Source organism: Streptomyces sp. NPDC001985 (assembly GCF_040296845.1).
Taxonomy (GTDB): domain Bacteria; phylum Actinomycetota; class Actinomycetes; order Streptomycetales; family Streptomycetaceae; genus Streptomyces.
The window spans coordinates 12,730-31,624 of record NZ_JBEOYB010000030.1; the positions used below are offsets into that span (position 1 = coordinate 12,730).

14 protein-coding genes are annotated in these 18,895 nt (G+C 74.0%); 3 read left to right on the top strand and 11 right to left on the bottom strand.

Features of this window, described 5'->3' with window-relative positions; translation table 11 throughout:
- Positions 1-98 precede the first annotated feature (98 nt).
- Positions 99-686: a M48 metallopeptidase family protein gene (locus ABT122_RS15645; RefSeq protein ID WP_351551194.1), complete on the bottom strand. Its 588-nt coding sequence runs from the start codon at positions 684-686 to the stop codon at positions 99-101.
- A gap of 213 nt (positions 687-899) precedes the next feature.
- On the opposite strand from ABT122_RS15645, the gene ABT122_RS15650 reads away from it, so the two are divergent.
- Together ABT122_RS15650 and ABT122_RS15655 are read left to right on the top strand one after the other, a co-directional pair.
- Entirely contained in the window at positions 900-2,051 is a 1,152-nt protein-coding gene (locus tag ABT122_RS15650) for a ThiF family adenylyltransferase (protein WP_351551197.1), read from the top strand.
- Between the two features lie 65 nt (positions 2,052-2,116).
- Positions 2,117-3,562, top strand: coding sequence for an ABC1 kinase family protein (locus tag ABT122_RS15655; RefSeq protein ID WP_351551200.1), 1,446 nt, complete (start codon positions 2,117-2,119; stop codon positions 3,560-3,562).
- Positions 3,563-3,604: 42 nt separating this feature from the next.
- Here the strand turns inward: ABT122_RS15655 and ABT122_RS15660 are convergent, their stop codons facing one another.
- The 5 genes from ABT122_RS15660 to ABT122_RS15680 all read right to left on the bottom strand — a co-directional run bounded on the left by ABT122_RS15660 (position 3,605) and on the right by ABT122_RS15680 (position 7,456).
- Positions 3,605-3,805: a hypothetical protein gene (locus tag ABT122_RS15660; protein WP_351551203.1), complete on the bottom strand. Its 201-nt coding sequence runs from the start codon at positions 3,803-3,805 to the stop codon at positions 3,605-3,607.
- 97 nt (positions 3,806-3,902) lie between these two features.
- Entirely contained in the window at positions 3,903-4,226 is a 324-nt protein-coding gene (locus tag ABT122_RS15665; protein ID WP_351551206.1) for a putative WhiB-interacting protein, read from the bottom strand.
- Entirely contained in the window at positions 4,223-4,591 is a 369-nt protein-coding gene (locus tag ABT122_RS15670; protein WP_351551209.1) for a WhiB family transcriptional regulator, read from the bottom strand. The genes ABT122_RS15665 and ABT122_RS15670 overlap by 4 nt, the downstream gene beginning before the upstream one ends.
- 190 nt (positions 4,592-4,781) lie before the next feature.
- Positions 4,782-5,111, bottom strand: a complete 330-nt coding sequence (locus ABT122_RS15675) for a hypothetical protein (protein ID WP_351551212.1) — start codon at positions 5,109-5,111, stop codon at positions 4,782-4,784.
- A 164-nt stretch (positions 5,112-5,275) separates the two neighbouring features.
- A complete protein-coding gene (locus ABT122_RS15680; RefSeq protein WP_351551215.1) occupies positions 5,276-7,456 on the bottom strand; it encodes an ATP-dependent DNA helicase UvrD2 in 2,181 nt (726 codons plus the stop codon).
- A gap of 243 nt (positions 7,457-7,699) precedes the next feature.
- Between ABT122_RS15680 and ABT122_RS15685 the strand changes: the two genes are divergently transcribed.
- A complete protein-coding gene (locus ABT122_RS15685; protein ID WP_351551218.1) occupies positions 7,700-7,957 on the top strand; it encodes a mycoredoxin in 258 nt (85 codons plus the stop codon).
- A 340-nt stretch (positions 7,958-8,297) separates the two neighbouring features.
- On the opposite strand, the gene nudC is transcribed toward ABT122_RS15685, so the two are convergent.
- The 5 genes from nudC to ABT122_RS15710 form a co-directional block, all read right to left on the bottom strand.
- A complete protein-coding gene (gene nudC / locus ABT122_RS15690; RefSeq protein WP_351551220.1) occupies positions 8,298-9,266 on the bottom strand; it encodes an NAD(+) diphosphatase in 969 nt (322 codons plus the stop codon).
- Positions 9,267-9,317: 51 nt separating this feature from the next.
- Positions 9,318-10,724, bottom strand: coding sequence for a dipeptidase (locus tag ABT122_RS15695; RefSeq protein ID WP_351551222.1), 1,407 nt, complete (start codon positions 10,722-10,724; stop codon positions 9,318-9,320).
- A gap of 10 nt (positions 10,725-10,734) precedes the next feature.
- Positions 10,735-14,559 carry a UvrD-helicase domain-containing protein gene (locus ABT122_RS15700; RefSeq protein ID WP_351551225.1) on the bottom strand — a complete coding sequence of 1,275 codons (3,825 nt, stop codon included), beginning with the start codon at positions 14,557-14,559 and terminating at the stop codon, positions 10,735-10,737.
- A gap of 192 nt (positions 14,560-14,751) precedes the next feature.
- Positions 14,752-18,213, bottom strand: a complete 3,462-nt coding sequence (locus tag ABT122_RS15705) for an ATP-dependent helicase (RefSeq protein WP_351551227.1) — start codon at positions 18,211-18,213, stop codon at positions 14,752-14,754.
- 167 nt (positions 18,214-18,380) lie between these two features.
- Positions 18,381-18,725: an MGMT family protein gene (locus tag ABT122_RS15710; RefSeq protein ID WP_451067207.1), complete on the bottom strand. Its 345-nt coding sequence runs from the start codon at positions 18,723-18,725 to the stop codon at positions 18,381-18,383.
- Positions 18,726-18,895: the final 170 nt, after the last annotated feature.

The following is an 18,895-nucleotide window of genomic DNA, read 5'->3' on the forward strand; positions in this document are numbered from 1 at the left end:
CTAACCGTTGACCACTACATTGAGCCAAGCCCCGGAAGCCGATGGGACACATTCGGTACACGCGGCGGGAGAGCGCTGACGCCTCCGTTCCGTCGCGGTCACTCTCCGTCCGCGACGGGTGGGTGGCGCAGCCGGTCGGCGGCGATGATCCCTTCGAGATAGCCCCGGGCGCGCTCGGTGCGCGGATAGGCCTCCAGCAGGCGCCAGAAGCGCGGGCCGTGGCCGGGGACGAGCAGATGGGCCAGTTCGTGGACGAGCACATAGTCCACGACGTACTCGGGCATGCCCTGGAGGCGGTGCGAGAGGCGGATGCTGCCCTCCGCGGGGGTGCAGGAGCCCCAGCGGGTGTTCTGATTGGTCACCCAGCGCACGGACGCGGGTCTCGCCCGGCTGTCGAAGTACTGGGCGGAGAGCCGTTCCGCGCGCTCGGCCAGTTCGCTGTCGCCGAGAATCCGCTTGCTCTCCTGGGCGGCGAGCTTGTCGAGCATGACACCGACCCAGCGCTGCTCCTCCGCCTCGGACATCCTGGCGGGGATCAGCACGATGGTCCGGTCTCCTTCCCGATAGGCGGAGACCGTTCGGCGGCGGCGCGCACTTCTGCGGACCTCGACCGCGCTCGTCCGCGATCCGCGGGACGGGCGGGGCGGGGTCTCCCCAGCGACGCTGGGGGACGGGTCGACGGACACGCCCCGACGTTACCCGCTGACCACGGGGGAAGTCCCGCCTCCGGAACGGTTCAGACATGATCCACTTCATGACTGCACCATTTGAACGACTAATACCCAGGACCTGTGGACAACTTTTCACCCGCTTCGGCGCGGGCGTGCATTCTGACAGCGGATCGACGGGGAGATCCGGGAGCACTCTTCTGTACACGCACAAACGGGGGAAGTGGATATATGCATCCGATGCTGAAACCCGCCTTGCGGCGGGCCTGGCGTGAGCGGCAGACCGTCCAGTTCGGGGTGACGCCCGCGCACGCGGTGACCGTCGGGCCGGTGGACACGGCGACCGGCGCGCTGCTCGAACTGTTCGACGGGACACGCGGGCTGCCGCTGCTGCGCGAGGAGGCCCGGGCGATGGGCCTGCCCGACGGACATGTGGACGCGCTGGTGAGCCGGTTCTCGGCGGCGGGCCTGCTGGACGATCCGACGGCCGGCGGCCCGGCCGCCGAGGCGCTGCGCGGCCGGTCGGCCGCCGCCGACCGGCTGCGCCCCGATCTCGCGGCGCTCTCCGTGGTCCACCGGGAACCGGGCGGCGGGATACGGCGGCTGGCGGCCCGGCGCGCCATGGGCGTCCAGGTCCGGGGCGCGGGTCGGGTGGGCGCGGCGGTCGCGGCACTGCTGTCGGCCGCCGGGGTGGGGCGGGTCGAGGTGGTGGACGGAGGCCGCGCGGAGCCGTGGGACGTGGCGCCCGGCGGGCTGCCGCCCGATGCGGTCGGCGAGCGCCGCGATGCGGCGGCCGGACGGCTGGTGCGGGAGAGCGCGCCGCTGCCGCCGCCGAGGCGGCCCGCCGGAGGCGGTGCGGGGGACGGGCGGGGCGGGGCCGGTCTGTCCCTGGTGGTCGTCTGCCCGCGCGACGGGCTGGCGGCCCACGCACCCGATCCCGCGCTCGCCGCCGGGTGGATCGCCACCGGCACTCCCCATCTCTACGCGGGGGTCGTCGAGGGTACGGGGGTGGTGGGCCCGCTGGTGCTGCCCGGCGGCACGGGGTGCGCCGGGTGTCTGGAGCTGGCCCGGGCCGAGCGCGATCCGGGGTGGCCCCGGCTGCTGGCGCAGTGGCGCTCGGGAGGGCGCCGGGCCCCCGCCCCCTCGTGCGAGCTCTCCCTCGCGACGGCGGTCGCGGGCACGGCGGCGGCCCACGCGCTGTCGTTTCTCGACGGGGAGCTGCCCGCGAGCACCGGCGCCCGCTGGGAGACCTCGCTGCCGCTGCTGGACTGGCGGTCCGGGCCGGTTCCCCCGCACGCGGGCTGTGCGTGTGGTGCCTCGGGGAGAAGTGAGGGGCAGGGGACCTCGGGCTTCGGACCGTCGCACGACACAATGGCCGGGTAACCGCCGTCGTCGAGCCGCGGGTGCGGTAGGCCCTCGGCGCGGCTGGCTGGGAATTGGAGGGGCATATGTCTGATCTTCCCCGGAAAGCGGTCACCAGGACCGCCAAGCTGGCCGCCCTGCCACTGGGGTTCGCCGGCCGCGCCACCTGGGGGCTCGGCAAGCGGATCGGTGGCAAGTCCGCGGAGATCGTCGCCCGCGAGCTACAGCAGCGCACGGCCGACCAGCTCTTCAAGGTGCTGGGCGAGCTGAAGGGCGGCGCGATGAAGTTCGGGCAGGCCCTGTCCGTCTTCGAGTCGGCGCTCCCGGAGGAGGTCGCGGGCCCCTACCGGGCCGCGCTCACCAAACTCCAGGAAGCGGCTCCCCCGATGCCGACGCGCACCGTGCACGCGGTGATGGTGGAGCGGCTCGGCGAGGAGTGGCGGGAGCTGTTCCTGAATTTCGAGGACAAGCCGTCGGCAGCCGCTTCGATCGGCCAGGTGCACCGGGCGGTGTGGCACGACGGCCGCGAGGTCGCGGTGAAGGTGCAGTACCCGGGGGCCGGTGAGGCGCTGCTCTCCGATCTCACACAGCTCAGCCGGTTCGCCAAGCTGCTGGGACCGCTGATCCCGGGCATGGACATCAAGCCGCTGATCACCGAGTTGCGCGACCGGGTCTCGGAGGAGCTGGACTACGGGCTGGAGGCCCAGGCACAGCGTGAGCACGCCGCGGAGTTCGCGGAGGACCCCGATGTGCTGGTCCCGGATGTGGTCTTCCAGTCCGAGCAGGTGCTGGTGACGGAGTGGATCGACGGGATACCGCTGGCCGAGGTGATCTCCGACGGCACGGACGAGCAGCGCGACCGGGCCGGTCAGCTGCTGGCCCGCTTCCTCTTCTCCGGCCCGGCGCGCACCGGGCTGCTCCACGCCGACCCCCACCCGGGGAACTTCCGGCTGCTCCCCGAGGAGGACGGTCCGGGGTGGCGCCTCGGGGTGCTGGACTTCGGCACCGTGGACCGGCTGCCCGGCGGGCTGCCGGAGCCCATCGGTGACTGTCTGCGGATGACTCTGGAGGGCCAGGCCGACGCGGTGTACGAGGTGCTGCGCGAGGAGGGCTTCGTCAAGGAGGAGATAGAGCTCGATCCGGACGCGGTGCTGGAGTATCTGCTCCCGATCATCGAACCCATGGAGGTGGAGGAGTTCACCTTCACCCGGAGCTGGATGCGCGCCCAGGCCGCCCGGATCGCCGACATCCGCTCCCCCGCCCACCAGCTCGGCAAGCAGCTCAATCTGCCGCCGGCCTATCTGCTGATACACCGGGTGACGCTGAGCACCATCGGGGTGCTCTGCCAGCTCAACGCCACGGTGCGGCTGCGGGATGAGCTGGAGGACTGGCTGCCCGGGTTCCTGCTGGAGTACGAGGAGGAGGGCTTCGGCGAGGAGTCCGACAGCGCGGCTCCCGGGGTGGCGGAGGCCCAGGGCCCGGACGCGGTGGAGGGCGCGGCCGATGGCACGGCCGTGGAGGCCCCGGCCTAGCGGGCGGGGCCGGGCCGGTGGGGCCGGTGACCCGGCCCAGGGTCACCACCAGGCCGAGTCGAGGCGGCTCTCGATCGCGCGGAGATTGGCGCGTGCGCAGCCGTCGCAGAAGTAGTGACGGGTGTGGTTCTCCACGGAGCAGGTCCAGGTGGGCGGGGTGCCCTCCGCGACCTTGCCGCAGCGGGAACACACGGTGCTCTCGGCGCCCGGCTGCGCCGGGCGGGGAGTCTGCTGCTGGTCCACCCGGTGACGATATCCCTCCGGGCGGTCCCTGGCGGGTACAACGCACCGCGGGGGCCGGTCCGTTCGGACCGGCCCCCGCGGGGACATCGTGGCGGCGTCAGTTCATGACGGCCATGGCGAGGGCGCGGCGGGCGCGCAGCGAGACGATCTCGGCGCGGCGCTGCATCCTCCGGGCGGCGACCAGGCGCGTGGCCCGGCGTTCCGCGTCGGCTTCCCTCAGGCGTTCGCGCATATGCGCACGAGCGAGGGCTTCTGGGATGAGTTGCATCTCACGGGTCCTGTTCTGGCGCGAGGCGTTCGCGCCAATGGTGGTGACATCCGGGGTGGCAGAGCCCTGGGGCTCGCTCGTGGAAGTGGGCATGGGGGCCTGCTTCTTGGGATCGTGCGTAAAGGGGCGGTCGATGGTCCCGATGGCGTTCATGCCGAGACCGGGTTCTTGCGCGGACGGCCGCGGGGCCGCTTCCGGGCGACGACGACACCCTGGACGAAAAGCTCTCCGCCCCAGACACCCCACGGCTCGCGACGCTCCTTGGCGCCGGCGAGGCATGCCTCCATCAGCGGGCAGGTGCGGCAGAGGGACTTGGCGTACTCGACGTCCGCGGGCGACTCGGCGAAGAAGACCTCGGGGTCGTAGGAACGGCAGGGAACGGGTACGCCGAGGTTCTCGATGGCGTCATCGAGCGCGGTCAGCGCGGTGAGCGGGGTCACGGTGGAGTCCTCCGTGGGAACGGGCGGGGGAACGGTCTCGGAATGCGGTACGGACGGGGCGTGCGCTTCGAGTTGCACGGTGGTGTCGTTCCTCGTCTTGTCGGTCCGGCCTGTTGGCCGGTGGTGGGTCCCCCGGACGGACCGGGGGGCTGGTACCGGGTGCTGCTGTCCCGAGGCCCTTCGCTCTGGCTTCCCGGGTCGGGGAAAACAGAAGGGCCGCGGAACCCGAGTGGGGTTCCGCGGCCCTGAAGGCGCCGGCCTGATCAGGTCAGGCTGGATCACTCCAGGGTTCGAGCCCACGGAAGGCCCACTTCTTCGTCGTGTGGTGCTGGATCTGCTTCGCTTCTTCGGCACTGGCCGCCGCAAAGGCATAGGCCTTGGCCTCCGCCGCTGCTACTCCTGCTTCCAGTGCCTTGGTCGGTCGCTCATTGCCGGTCCGGGCGGACAGACCGCCCAGAGGGAGCTGCGGCATCGCTGCCGGGGCGCCGGACACACGGGTGCCGTGGAGCGACACGGTGAAGCCGAGCACGCAGGCGGAAGCGACGACCGAGCGATCGGTCACGTTGGTGGAGTTGAAGCTGATGGTGTTCCTGATCACTGGACTCGCCTCCTCTCGGCGTCTCGGGACCGGCCGGGGCCGGTCGCTGCTATTCGGATAAGTACAACACGAGCACAGGGCTTCGGAGAAGCCGCTGTTTCCGTGGTTAAGAACCTATGGGGAGTATCGGGGCGTGCGCAAACTATTTTTCCGACGAGTTTGCCTCAGTCGTCGACAGCGGCCTCCCCGGACCCTTCATCCGGCTCCTGACCTGCACAGATGGCCAGCACATCGGCCCCGAACCGCTCCAGCTTGCGCCCTCCGACCCCGGAGATACCGGAGAGCTCGCCCTCGTCGGCCGGGACCCGCTCGGCGATGGCCATCAGCGTCTTGTCGGTGAACACGCAGTAGGCCGGCTGACCCAGCTGCTTCGCCTGGTCGGAGCGCCACTCCCGGAGGCGTTCGAACAGCCCCTCGTCCATGTCGGACGGGCAGTCCTCGCAGCGGGTCAGCTTCATCTCGCCCGCGTCGGTGAGCGTCCTGCCGCAGACCCGGCAGAGCACCGGGCCGCGCCGCTTGCGCCGGCTGCCGCGCTCGGTCCCGCCGGCGCCGCCCGCGCCCCGCGCGCCGGGGGCGGCGGAGCCGGGGCGCATCCCGTTGAGGAAGCGCGTGGGGCGGCGGGAGGCACGGCCTCCGGGGGAGCGGGAGAGCGCCCAGGAGAGGAAGAGATGGAACCGTGCCCGGGTGACCCCGACATAGAGGAGCCGGCGCTCCTCCTCGACCTGCTCATCGGTTTTGGCATAGGTGATCGGCATCATGCCCTCGGTGAGGCCGACGAGGAAGACCGCGTCCCACTCCAGGCCCTTCGCGGCGTGCAGGGAGGCGAGGGTGACGCCCTGGACGGTGGGGGCGTGCTGGGCGGCGGCCCGCTCGTCCAGCTCGGTCACCAGATCGGCGAGCCCGGCGCCGGGCCTGGCCCGGACGAAGTCCTCGGCGAGGCGCACCAGGGCCGCGAGGGACTCCCAGCGGTCGCGCACCGCTCCGGAGCCGGCGGGCGGCTCGCTCGTCCAGCCCTTGGTCGAGAGCACCGCGCGGACCTGCGAGGGGAGGTCCTCCGCGTCGTCGAGAAGGGAGTCGTTGCCGCCGGCGCGGGCGGCTCCGCGCAGGGCGATCCCCGCCTCCCGCACCTCCTGGCGCTCGAAGAAGCGCTCGGCGCCGCGCAGCTGGTAGGGGACCCCGGCGTCCGCGAGGGCCTGCTCGTAGACCTCCGACTGGGCGTTGATGCGGTAGAGCACGGCGATCTCCCCGGCGGGGACACCGTCGTCGATCAGCTCCCGAATCCGGCGGGCGGTGCCCTCGGCCTCGGCGGGCTCGTCCGCGTACTCCACATAGGAGGGGTCGGCGCCGGGGTCGCGCTGCGAGATCAGTTCGAGCCGGTGCTCGGCGGCCCGGCCCCGGGCCTGGTTCAGCAGGCCGTTGGCGAGCTGGACGACCTGGGGGGTGGAGCGGTAGTCGCGGACCAGTTTGACGACGGTCGCGGAGGGGTGGCGGGTGCGGAAGTTCAGCAGGTGGTCGGGGGTGGCGCCGGTGAAGGAGTAGATCGTCTGGCTGGCGTCGCCCACCACGCAGAGGCTGTCCCGGTCGCCGAGCCAGAGATCGAGCAGCCGCTGCTGGAGCGGGCTGACGTCCTGGTACTCGTCCACCACGAAGTGCTGGTACTGGCGGCGGATCTGGTCGGCGATGTCGTGGCGGTCCTGGAGGATGCCGACGGTCAGCAGCAGGACATCCTCGAAGTCAATCACCGCGCGATCCCGCTTGAGCTGCTCGTACATCCCATAGATCTGGCTGATTTCAGCAGGGTCGCGCGGGGCGTCGCGGTGGGATTTGGCGACGGCGGCGGGGTAGTCGGCGGGCACCGTCTGGGTGACCTTGGCCCACTCGATCTCGCTGGTCACATCGCGCAGTTCATTGCGGTCGAGCCGGATTCGGCAGCGGGCCGCGGACTCGGCGACCAGCTGGATCTTGCGCTCCAGCAGCCGGGGCACATCGCCACCGACCACTTTCGGCCAGAAGTACTGGAGCTGACGCAGGGCGGCGGAGTGGAAGGTGCGGGCCTGGACGCCGCCGGCGCCGAGCTGGCGCAGCCGCCCCCGCATCTCGCCCGCCGCACGGTTGGTGAAGGTGACGGCCAGCACGCTGGCGGGCTGGAGTATCCCCGCGCGGACGCCGTAGGCGATGCGGTGGGTGATCGCCCGGGTCTTGCCCGTGCCGGCGCCCGCCAGCACACAGACGGGGCCGTGCAGGGCGGTGGCGACTTCGCGCTGCTCGGGGTCGAGCCCGTCGAGCACCGCGTCCGCCGACTCGGGGACCTGCGGGAAATGCGAGGAGTGCGTTGCTGCTGTCACCCCGCCATGCTGCCAGGTCCGCGGGGGCGGATGCGGCGGCTTGTCCACAGCGGGGCGGACGTGGTCGTACTAATGGCCGGGGCTGCCCCCGGGAACCCCGGGCGGGCCGGAAGGGGGCCGGTGGGGTGGGCCGCCCCCGGCGGACGGGAATGACCGCGGGTCGACGTATGTTCTCCCCATGCGTGGACACACCGCGTGAACGGCGATGACGCATCAGCGAGCCAGATTGAGGAGCCGGAGACGATGTCGGGGACTGTGACGATGTACAGCACCACCTGGTGCGGATACTGCCGTCGGCTGAAGAGCCAGATGGACCGCGAGGGCATCGCGTACACCGAGATCAACATCGAGCAGGACCCGGAGTCCGCGGCCTTCGTGGAGAAGGCCAATGGCGGGAACCAGACCGTGCCGACCGTTCTGGTGGTTCCGCCGAGCGGTGCTCAGGATGTCGTGATGACGAACCCGAGTCTCGCCCAGGTGAAGCAGGCTCTGGCGAGCTGAGGCCCGCCCGGCAGTACCGCGCATCGGCCGCGTTTCCGCCCCGTCGCCGGGGAGGGGGCGCGGCTGAGCGCTGTCCGCGGGCGGGGGGGGGCGGGGTCGGGGTCGGGTGGCCGGGCTCACGGTGGGCCCGGGGCCCTCGCACTGCCGCGCGGCTGTGCCTCGGGGTCCGTCCTCGGACTCCCCCGGAGCCGCCTCTGGGAGGTGCCCCGGACGGGCCGGGATGGCCCGGGGCCGGCAGGCGGGCCGGGATCGCCCGGGGCCAGTAGGCGGGCCGGAATCGCCCGGGCCGACGGACGAGGTGGGATCGCCCGGGCCGACGGACGGGCCGGGACGGTGTGGGTCAGGACCGGGGGCCGGGCTTGGGAAGCGGGTTGCCGTACCAGCGCTCGATCAGCCGGGCCGCGATCGAGATGCCGTACGGCGGCAGCACCTCCCCGGACGCGAAGGCGGCCCTCAGGTCGTCCCGGGAGAACCAGCGCGCCTCGTGCAGCTCCTCCCCGTCCACCGTGATCAGGGACGTGGTGGCGCGGGCGGTGAAGCCGAGCATCAGGCTGGACGGGAAGGGCCAGGGCTGGCTGGCGATGTACTCGACGTCGCCCACCGTCACCCCCGCCTCCTCCCAGACCTCGCGGCGCACCGTCTGCTCGATCGACTCGCCCGGCTCCACGAAGCCCGCGAGCGTGGAGAAGCGGCCCTCCGGCCAGTGCACCTGGCGGCCCAGCAGCGCCCGGTCCTCCTCATCGGTGACCAGCATGATCACCGCCGGGTCCGTTCGCGGGTAGTGCTCGGCCCCGCACGCCTGGCAGCGGCGGACATGGCCCGCCGCCGCGATCACGGTGCGCTCCCCGCACCGGGAGCAGAAGCGGTGCAGCCGCTGCCAGTTCTCCAGGGCGACCGCGTGGACCAGCAGCCCCGCGTCCCGGGGGGAGAGCAGCAGCCCGGCCTCGCGCAGCCCGGCCGCGCGGGCCGACTGGTCGATCCGGCCCGGCAGGCTGTCCTTCTGGAGCGCGAAGTAGCGCACCCCGTTCTCGTCGGTGCCCAGGAAGTAGCGGTGGGTCTCGGTGACCGGGGCCTCGAAGGCCGGCGTCATCACCAGTTCCGTACGGCCGTCCGGGGTGTCGTCGATCAGGGCCTGGCCGCCGCAGACCACGAAGACCCGGGTGGTGGGATGGCTCCACGCGGCCGCGAGCCACGCCTCGTCCAGCCGGTGGTGCGCCTCGCGGTCGATCCCACTGGGCGCGGTCAGGCTGACCGGCGGTTCGGTGAGGCCGGTGGCACGGTCCTCGGTGACATGGCCGTTGGTGCTCACGTACTTCCAACTCCCCCGTGGATCGGGTGTGACGTCGGGCGGATCAGCGGGTCAGCGGGTCGGGCCGAGGGCGGTGGCGAGGTCGTCCCAGAGGTGCGCGGCGGCCTCCACCCCCCGGAACAGCAGATCCACCTCGACCTTCTCGTTGGGGGCGTGCCAGCCGTCGGACGGCACGGAAATACCGAGGAAGAGCACCGGCGCGCTCAGCACGTCCTGGAGGTCGGCGGCCGGCCCCGAGCCGCCCTCCCGGGTGAACCGGATCTTCTCCCCGTCGAAGGCGCGGCCCATGGCCCGTACGACCGACTGGAGCGCCGGGTGGTCCAGCGGGGTCAGACAGGGGCGGGTGGAGGAGCCGAAGGCGAGGTTGTAGCGGATGCCCGCCGGGACGCGCTCGGCGACCCACCGGCTCACCGCGACCTCGATCGCGTCCGGGTCCTGCCCGGCGACCAGCCGGAACGACAGCTTCAGCATCGCCGACGCCGGGATGATCGTCTTGCCGCCGGGGCCCTGGTAGCCGCCGCCGATGCCGTTGACCTCGACCGTGGGGCGGGCCCAGATCCGCTCCAGCGTGGAGTACCCGCTCTCGCCGAGAGTGCCGTGCGACCTGGCCGTGCTCAGCCAGACGTCCTCGTCGAAGGGAAGCTCGGCGAAGAGCGCCCGCTCGGTGTCGGTGAGCGGCAGCACACCGTCGTAGAAACCGGGGATGGTGACCCGCTCGTCGGCGTCGTGCAGCCCGGCGACCAGCCGGGCGGCGACGGTCGCCGGATTGGGGACCGCGCCGCCGAAGGAACCGGAGTGGATGTCCTGGTCGGGGCCGTACAGCTCGATCTCGCAGTCCGCGAGGCCGCGCATGCCGGTGCAGACGGTGGGGGTGGTCTCCGACCACATCCCGGTGTCCGAGACGATCACGACATCGGCCGCCAGCCGCTCCGCGTTGGCCTCGGCCAGCGCGCGGAAGTGGGGCGAGCCCGACTCCTCCTCGCCCTCGATCAGCAGCTTCAGCCGGACGGCGGGGGCGGTGCGCCCGCCGGCGGCGAGATGCGCCCGCACGCCGAGGGTGTGGAGGAAGACCTGGCCCTTGTCGTCGGCCGCGCCCCGGGCGTAGAGCCGGCCGCCGACCGTCTCCGGCTCGAAGGGGTCGGTGTTCCAGCCGTCCTCACGGGCGGCGGGCTGCACATCGTGGTGGCCGTAGACCAGGACCGTGGGCGCGTCCGGATCGTCGGATGGCCACTCGGCGAACACGGCGGGCGCCCCGGCCGTCGGCCACACCTCGGCGACCGGGAACCCGGTCTCCCCGAGCTTGGCGGCGAGCCATTCGGCGCTGCGCCGCACATCCGCGGCGTGTTCCGGCTGGGCCGAGACCGAGGGGATGCGGAGCCAGTCCGTGAGATCTTCCAGGAAGGCGGCACGGTGCTGCCGGATGTACGTACGGACGGCGCTGTCCGGGGTGTCGCTCATGTGTCTGAGCCTAACGGGCGCCGGGGACCGGGTCGTCCGCCGTCTCGCCCAGCAGGATGTGCTCCAGGGCCGCGCGGCCGGGCAGCGACCGGGGGCGGACGACTTCCCCGCTGCGGATGAAGACGAACGCCGTGTCCACCTCCTCCGGGGCGAGGCCGTGCTGCTCGGCCCAGGCGAGGCGGTAGACGGCGAGCTGGACGGGGTCGGCGGCGAGGTTGCGGCCGGTCTTCCAGTCGACGATCTCGTAGGTGTGGGAGACGGTGCCGTCCGCGCCCGTGGCGGTGGTGCGGTAGACGGCGTCGATACGGCCCCGGATCACCCGGCCCGCCAGGGTGATCTGGAACGGGGTCTCGACGCGGTACGGGGTGCGGCGGGCGTACGGGGTGCGCTCGAAGGCCTCCTTGAGCGCGGCCAGGTCCTGCTCGTCGGTGATCTCCGCGGGGTCGCCGCCGGGGCCGGGGGAGCCGGGCAGTTCGTCCGGGCCGAGCAAGGGGAGCGGCAGCTCCTCGAACCGGGACTCCACCCAGGCGTGGAAGCGGGTGCCCCGGCGGGCCGCGGGCTGCGGGGGCCGGGGCATGGGCCGGGCCAGCTCCTGGGCGAAGCCGTCCGGGTCGGCGGCGAGGCGCATGAGCTGGGAGGCGGTGAGGGAGGGCGGGAGGGGGACCTCGCGGGTGGTGGCGCGGCTGTGGCGCAGCTCACGGGTGAGGGCGCGCAGATCGCGATCCCAGGAGGCGATGGCGCGCTCCTCCTCGGGAGTGGGGGGGGCGGCGTCCGCCGGGGTGTCCCCGAGGGACGGCTGGGTGTCCCCGAGGGACAGCGGGGTGTCCCCCAGGGACAGCGGGGCGCCGGGGCCCGCCTTCTGGTGCGGGAGCAGCCCGGCGGCGGACACGGGCGGGCCCCCGGCGGCGCGGGAGGCCGGAAGGCCGGGGGCGCCGGGCCCGCCGGGGGTGTCCGGGAGCGGAGAGGCGGGGGCGCCGTGCGCGCCGGGGGACGGAAGGCCGGGGCCGCCCCGCGCGGCGTCCGGGTTCGCGGAGCCCGCGCCGTCCGGCGCGTCCGGAGCGAAGAGGTCCCGGCCTTCCGGCGGGAGGTCCTCGGGCACGTCCGGAGCGTCCGGAGCGAAGAGATCCCGGCCGTGCGGCGGGAGGTCCCCGGGCACGTCCGGAGCGTCCGGAGCGAAGAGGTCCCGGCCGTCCGACCGGAAGTCCCCGGGCATGTCCGGCGGGAAGAGCTCCGGGTCGTCGGGATCGTCCTCGGGGTCGGCCGGGTCGCCCCAGAACAGCTCCCCCGTGTCCGGGGCGCCGGTCGCCGGGGGCGGGGGCGGGGGCTCCGCGCTTCCGTCCGCCGCCGCCGCCGCGTGCAGATGGGCCAGGACCGTGTCCCGTGCCGCGCGGCGGCGGCGGAGCGAGACCGGGTCCAGCGGGAGCGGCCAGGCCCGGTCCGGGAGGGACTCCAGGAGCTGTGGGTTCTCCGCGTCGGCGGCCGGCTCGTCCGCCCACGCCTCGATCTCGCCCAGGCCCGCCGCGCAGTGGTCGTACAGCGCCGTCAGGAAAGAGGACGGCCCCCGGCGGCGCTTCTGGGTGGGGCCCCACCAGTGGGCCGAGCCCAGCAGCAGGGAGCGCGGCCGGGTGAAGGTCACATAGCCGAGACGCAGCTCCTCGGTGTGCTGGTGGGCCTTCATGGCGTCCTTGAACGCCTTCAGGCCCTTCGCGTCCCACGAGGGGACGTCCGGGAGCGTCCCGGCGTCCCCGCGCAGGGTGTGCGGGAGGACCCTGGCGTGCGAGGTCCACGCCTCGCGCGGCTGCTCGCTCGGGAAGCTCCTGCCGATCAGGCCGGGGACCGCGACCACATCCCACTCCAGGCCCTTGGACTTGTGCGCGGTCAGCACCTTGACCGTGTTCTCCCCGCCGGGCAGGGCGTTGTCCAGGCCCTTCTCGTACTGCGCCGCCGTCCGCAGAAAGGCGAGGAAGGCGAGGAGCGACGCCTCGCCGTCCAGCGCCGCGAACCCGGCCGCCGTGTCCAGGAAGTTGCCCAGGGTCTCGCGGCGGCGGGCGGCCAGGGCGTGCGGGGACGCCGCCAGCTCGACATCGAGGCCGGTGGTGGCCAGGACCCGGTGCAGCACGTCCATCAGCGGATCGGACAGGGAGCGGCGCAGCTCGCGCAGCTCCCGGGCGAGGTGGGCGAAGCGGACCCGGGCCTCGGCGGAGAACGGGAGGCCGTCGTCGGCGCCGCCCGCCTCGATGAAGGTGTCCAGGGCGTCGGCGAGCGAGATGACCTCGGCCGGGTCGGTGCCCTCGACGGCCGCCGCGAGCCGCTCGTCGTCGTCGCCGTCCCCGGGGGACGCGCGGTGGACCAGCAGCCGGGCGCGGCGGCCCAGCAGCGCGAGATCCCTCGGTCCGATCCGCCAGCGGGGGCCGGTGAGCAGCCGGACGAGGGAGGCGTTGGCCCCCGGGTCCTGGAGCACTTCGCAGACCGCGACCAGGTCGGCGACCTCGGGGAGGTGGAGCAGCCCGGAGAGGCCGACGACCTCCACGGGAACGTCCCGTGCGACCAGCGCGCCCTGGATCTCGGGGAAGTCCCCGGCGGTGCGGCAGAGCACGGCGATCTCGCCGGGGGCCTTGCCGGTGCGCACCAGGTGCGCGATGGAGTCGGCGAGCCAGGCGATCTCCTCGGCATGGGTGGGCAGCAGGGCGACGCGGACCGAGCCGTCCCGCTCGGCCCCCGGGGCGGGGCGCAGTGCCTCGACGCCTTCGTGGAGGGCGCGGAGAGGGGCCGCGAGACCGTTGGCGAGCTGGAGCAGCCGGCCGCCGCTGCGGCGGTTCTCGCTGAGCGAGAAGCGGGTGGCGGGGGTGCCGTCGGCGTGGGCGAAGTGCTCGGGGAAGTCGTCGAGGTTGGCGACGGAGGCCCCGCGCCAGCCGTAGATGGCCTGGCAGGGGTCGCCGACGGCGGTGACGGCGTGGCCGGTGCGCTCGCCGAAGAGCCCGGAGAGCAGCAGCCGCTGGGCGACGGAGGTGTCCTGGTACTCGTCGAGGAGGACGACGCGGAACTCGTCGCGGAGGATCGTCCCGACCGCGGGGCGGGTGAGCGCCAGCTCCGCCGAGAGCGCGATCTGGTCGCCGAAGTCGAGCAGCTCGCGGGAGCGCTTGGCCTCGCGGTAGCGGAGGGTGAGGTCGAGCAGCTCACGGCGGGCGGCGGCGGCCTCGGGGGCCTTGCGCAGCTCCGCGTTGGAGAGGCGGACGTTCTCCAGGGCGGCGAGGAGCGCGGTGTCGTGGGCGCTGAGCCGCTCGGGCGGCACGAGGTGCTCGGACAGCTCGGCGTCGAGTGCCAGCAGATCGCTGACCAGGGTGGAGAAGGAGCGGGTCAGTGAGGGATACGGCCCGGGGGCCTCGCGCAGGACCCGGGCGGCGAGCTGGTAGCGGGTGGCGTCGGCGAGGAGCCGGGCGGTGGGTTCGAGCCCGATCCGCAGACCGTGGTCGGCGAGGAGCCGGCCGGCGAAGGCGTGGTACGTGGAGATGCGGGGCTCGCCCGGGGGGTGGTCCGGGTCGATGACATCCGGATCGGTGACACCTGCCCGCACCAGGGCCTTGCGGACCCGCTCGGCCAGCTCGCCGGCGGCCTTGTTGGTGAAGGTGAGCCCGAGGACCTGCTCGGGGGCGACCTGCCCGGTGCCCACGAGCCACACCACGCGGGCGGCCATGACCGTCGTCTTCCCCGAGCCGGCTCCGGCCACGATGACCTGCGGGGCGGGCGGCGCGGTGATGCAGGCCGTCTGCTCCGGGGTGAAGGGGATGCCGAGCAGCTCCTTGAGCTGCTCGGGATCGCTGATGCGCGCGGTCACATCGAAAAGGCTAACGGCGGCCACTGACAGTCCGGCCCGCCTCCCGCACGCGGGCAGCCGGGGCGGCACAGGCCCGGCGGGGTGAACAGGCACGGCGGGGCGGCACAGGCCCGGCGGGACGGATGGCACGGCCGGGACAGGTGGGCACGGCCAGGACCAGCGGGCACAGCCAGGACCCGCGGGCACAGCCGCTCACTCCACGATGTGCCGCCCCTCCGGCTGCGCGCTGCACGCGGCGCGGAAGGAGCAGGCCACGCAGTGCGTGCCCGTGGAGGGGGTGAAGCGCTCCTCCAGGACACGGCCCGCGGCGGTGGCGAGCAGCTCGCCGACCCACTCCCCCGCGAGGGGCTCCTGCGCCTGCACCCTGGGCAGCGCGTCGCCGCCCTCCTTCTTGAGGGCGCCCTGGCGCAGATGGACCAGCTCGGCGCCGCCGGGCCGGAGCCGGGGGCCGTCGCCGCCGGGACCGGGCTCCGGGTCGAGGGCGCCCTCGCGCACGGCGAGCTGATAGACCGCGAGCTGCGGATGGCGGGCGACCTCCTCGCCCGTGGGGGCCTGTTTCCCGGTCTTGAAGTCGACGACGTAGGCGCGGCCCTCGGCGTCCTGTTCGACCCGGTCCATGGAGCCCCGGATGCGCACCTCGTACTCCCCCGCCTCCAGGGTGACGTCGAATCCGTGCTCGGTCGCGGTGGGGGTACGGCCGCCTCGGTCCATCACATGCCAGCGCAGAAAGCGTTCGAGTGCGGCACGCGCGTGCTCTTTCTCCTGCTCGGACTTCCAGGGGGCGTCGAAGACGAGCGCGTCCCAGACGGAGTCCAGCCGCTCCATGAGGACGGCCAGATCGGCGGGGGTGCGGCCGGACGCCACCTCGTCGGCGAGTACGTGGATGACATTGCCGAAGCCCTGGGCACTGGTGGCGGGGGCGTCGGCCTTGACCTCGCGGCCGAGGAACCACTGGAGGGCGCAGGCGTTGGCGAGCTGGTCCAGGGCGCTGCCGGAGAGGACGACGGGCTCGTCGCGGTCGCGCAACGGGATCTCGCTGTGGGTGGGCTCGTGCAGACCCCACCAGCGGTCGGGGTGCGCGGACGGCACGAGGGGCAGATCCTCGTCGTCGGTGAGCGCGGCGAGGTGGGCCAGCCGGCGGGCGGCGGCGTCGCGCAGGGCCGGGGAGGCGTCCGGGTCGACGGTGGTGGCGCGCAGTTCGGCGACGAGCGCGGGGACGGCGAGGGGGCGGCGGGGGCGGCCGGTGATGTCCTTCGGCTCGGTGCCGAGTTCGGTGAGGAAGCGGGAGGGCTGGTCACCGTCGTCGGCGGGGGCCTTGACGGCGGTGACGACGAGCCGGTCCCGGGCGCGGGTGGCCGCGACGTAGAAGAGCCGGCGCTCCTCGGCGAGGAGGGCGCCGGTGCCGAGCGGCTCGGCGAGGCCGTCGCGGCCGATGCGGTCGGCCTCCAGGAGGGAGCCCCGGCGGCGGAGGTCGGGCCACAAGCCCTCCTGGACGCCCGCGACGACGACCAGGCCCCATTCGAGGCCCTTGGAGCGGTGGGCGGTCATCAGCCGGACGGCGTCGGGGCGGGACTCGCGGGTGAAGAGGGTGTCGGCGGCGATGTCCTGGGCCTCGATCTCCTCGATGAAGTTGAGGGCGCCCCGGCCGCCGGTGCGCTGCTCGGCCCGGGTGGCGGTGTCGAAGAGCGCGCACACGGCGTCCAGGTCCCGGTCGGCGTTGCGCCCGGCGGCGCCGCCCCGGAGCGCGGCCCGCTCCAGCCGGGCGGGCCAGCCGGTGCCGTTCCACAGCCCCCAGAGGGCCTCCTCGGCGGTGCCGTCGCGTTCGAGCAGTTCGCGCGCGTCGTGGAGCAGCCTGCCCAGGCGCTGGGCGCCGAAGGCGTACGAGGGGTCGTGGGCGACCAGCCGTCCCGGCTCGGCGAGGGCGCGGGCGATGAGGACGTCGGACGGCGGCGGCACCCTGTTCCCCGCGGCCCGCTCCTCGTCGCGGAGCGCCCGGCCGAGGCGGCGCAGATCGGCGGTGTCCATGCCGGCGAGCGGGGAGGCGAGCAGGGTGAGCGCGGTCTCCGTGTCGAGCCAGGGCCCGCTCTCCGGGGCCGGTGAGCCGTCACCGGTGGCCTCCCCGGACCCTGTGGCGGCGGACGCCCCGGGCCCCGTCGCGGCGGGCTCCTCGGGCCCTGTGGCGGCGGACGCCCCCGGCCCCGTCGCGGCGGTCCCCCGGGAGCCACCGGCCGTCGCGGCGGTCCCCCGGGAGGCGCGCGCCGCGGTGGCCGCGGTCGCCACCGCGCGCAGGGCGGTCAGGAGCGGGGCCACCGCCGGTTCGTGCCGCAGGGCCAGATCCGCGCCGTCGACCTCCAGCGGGACACCGGCCGAGGTCAGGGCGCGGCGGATCGAGGGGAGGGTGCGGGAGCCCGCGCGGGCGAGGATGGCCATGTCGTGCCAGGGGACGCCGTCCTCCAGATGGGCGCGGCGGACGATGTCGGCGATGTTCTCCAGCTCGGTGGAGGGGGTCGGGAAGGTGTACGTCTCGACCGCGCCGCCCGGGCGCACCGCGGCCAGTTCGCGGTGGGCCCGCGCCTTCTCCGACGGCAGCCTGGTCAGCGGCATCCGGCGGGTCAGCAGCCGGGTCGCCGCCAGGAGCCGCTCGCCGCTGCGGCGGGACGTGGTCAGGACGGCCACCTCGGCCGGGGTTCCGTCCGCCCGGGGGAAGGTGTCGGGGAAGTCGAGGATGCCGTTCACATCGGCGCCCCGGAAGGTGTAGATCGACTGGTCCGGGTCGCCGAAGGCGACCAGGGTCCGGCCGCCGCCCGCGAGCGCGCGCAGCAGCCGCACCTGGGACGGATCGGTGTCCTGGTACTCGTCGACGAAGACCGCGTCGTAGGAGAAGGCGCGGGGGGACGGTCCGCTCTCGGCCAGCAGCACCGCCCGGTGCACCAGCTCCGCGTAGTCCAGGACGCCCTGCATGTCCAGCACGTCCAGATACTCCGCCAGGAAGCCCGCCGCCGCCCGCCAGTCCGGCCGGCCGGTGCGCACCGCGAAACGGCGCAGGGCCTCCGGCCCGAGCCCCAGCTCCCGGCTGCGGGCCAGCACCGCCCGCACCTCGTCGGCGAAGCCCCGGGTGGTGAGGCAGGCCCGCAGCTCGTCGGGCCACGGGTCGCGCGCCGCGCCGCGCGCCTCCAGCTCGATCTGGCCGGTGAGCAGCTCCCGCACCGTGACGTCCTGCTCGGGCCCGGAGAGCAGCCGCAGCGGCTCGGCGAACAGCTCGGCGTCCTGGTGGGCGCGGACCAGGGCGTAGCAGTACGAGTGGAAGGTGGTCGCCTGCGGACCGCGCGCGCCGCCGAGCCGCAGCGCCATCCGGTCCCGCAGCTCGACGGCGGCCTTGCGGCTGAAGGTGAGGACGAGAATCCGCTCGGGGTCCGCGCCCGCGGCCACCCGGGAGGCCACCGCCTCGACCAGGGTGGTGGTCTTGCCCGTGCCCGGTCCCGCGAGGACGAGCAGCGGCCCGGTCCGGTGGTCAACCACCGCGCGCTGTGCCGCGTCCAGCACAGGGGGGGCCGTGGCGCCCGGTGGCGTACGCACCAGCCGGTACGCGCCCGGAGCCCGCCGCCGTACCTGTCGCCGGTACGGCGGATGCCCTGTGGTGGAGGAGGAGCTCACGTGGATCGCCGGTCCTGATGGGTCTGCTGGTGCCGAGGGAGCGGCGCGTGCCGCGTGCGGACGACGCTACGCCAGCGCGCGGGGTGAACGCGGCGCGGAGGGCGCGGACCGCGGGTACTCCGTACGGTCCTGTGGGTGCCCGCACGGCCGCCGCTTGGCCGAAGCTGTCATATGTGAGCGCCCTCACCGTCCCACCGGGCCCGCTTCATGTCGACGCGGGGCACATGCCCCTCGGCGCCGCGCGGTGCCGGGCGCAGCGGGGTGCCCTCCGCCCGGTACTCGGCGAGGGCGCTCGGCTCGTGGCCGGGCAGCAGGGTGCCGTCCGAGCGCACCACGCGCCACCACGGCACGCCCCCGCCGTAGAGCGCCATGACACGGCCGACCTGGCGCGGCCCGCCCTCGCCGAGCCACTCGGCGACGTCTCCGTAGGTCATCACACGGCCCGGCGGGATCAGCTCGGTGACTTCGAGCACCCGCTCCGCGTACTCCGGAAGCTCTTCCATCCGGCCCATACTGCCGCACCTCACCGACAGCACCCCGGCAGCCTGTGGACAGCCGCGCGGGGTGCAGAATGGACCCCACCGGGCGAGTCCCGGGGCGCGGGGGATGCGGCACCGGTCACACCCCGGCGGCACCCATCGATCCCCCCGCCCGTCGTACGGTCGTGCCACCATCGTGCGGG

What these genes read in the sequence shown, in the direction of transcription:
- ABT122_RS15650 (WP_351551197.1), top strand. Translation starts at nt 900, where the DNA reads ATGCATCCGATGCTGAAACCCGCCTTGCGGCGGGCCTGGCGTGAGCGG.
- ABT122_RS15655 (WP_351551200.1), top strand. Translation starts at nt 2,117, where the DNA reads ATGTCTGATCTTCCCCGGAAAGCGGTCACCAGGACCGCCAAGCTGGCC.
- ABT122_RS15665 (WP_351551206.1), bottom strand. Translation starts at nt 4,226, where the DNA reads ATGAACGCCATCGGGACCATCGACCGCCCCTTTACGCACGATCCCAAG.
- ABT122_RS15685 (WP_351551218.1), top strand. Translation starts at nt 7,700, where the DNA reads ATGTCGGGGACTGTGACGATGTACAGCACCACCTGGTGCGGATACTGC.
- ABT122_RS15695 (WP_351551222.1), bottom strand. Translation starts at nt 10,724, where the DNA reads ATGAGCGACACCCCGGACAGCGCCGTCCGTACGTACATCCGGCAGCAC.
- ABT122_RS15710 (WP_451067207.1), bottom strand. Translation starts at nt 18,725, where the DNA reads ATGGGCCGGATGGAAGAGCTTCCGGAGTACGCGGAGCGGGTGCTCGAA.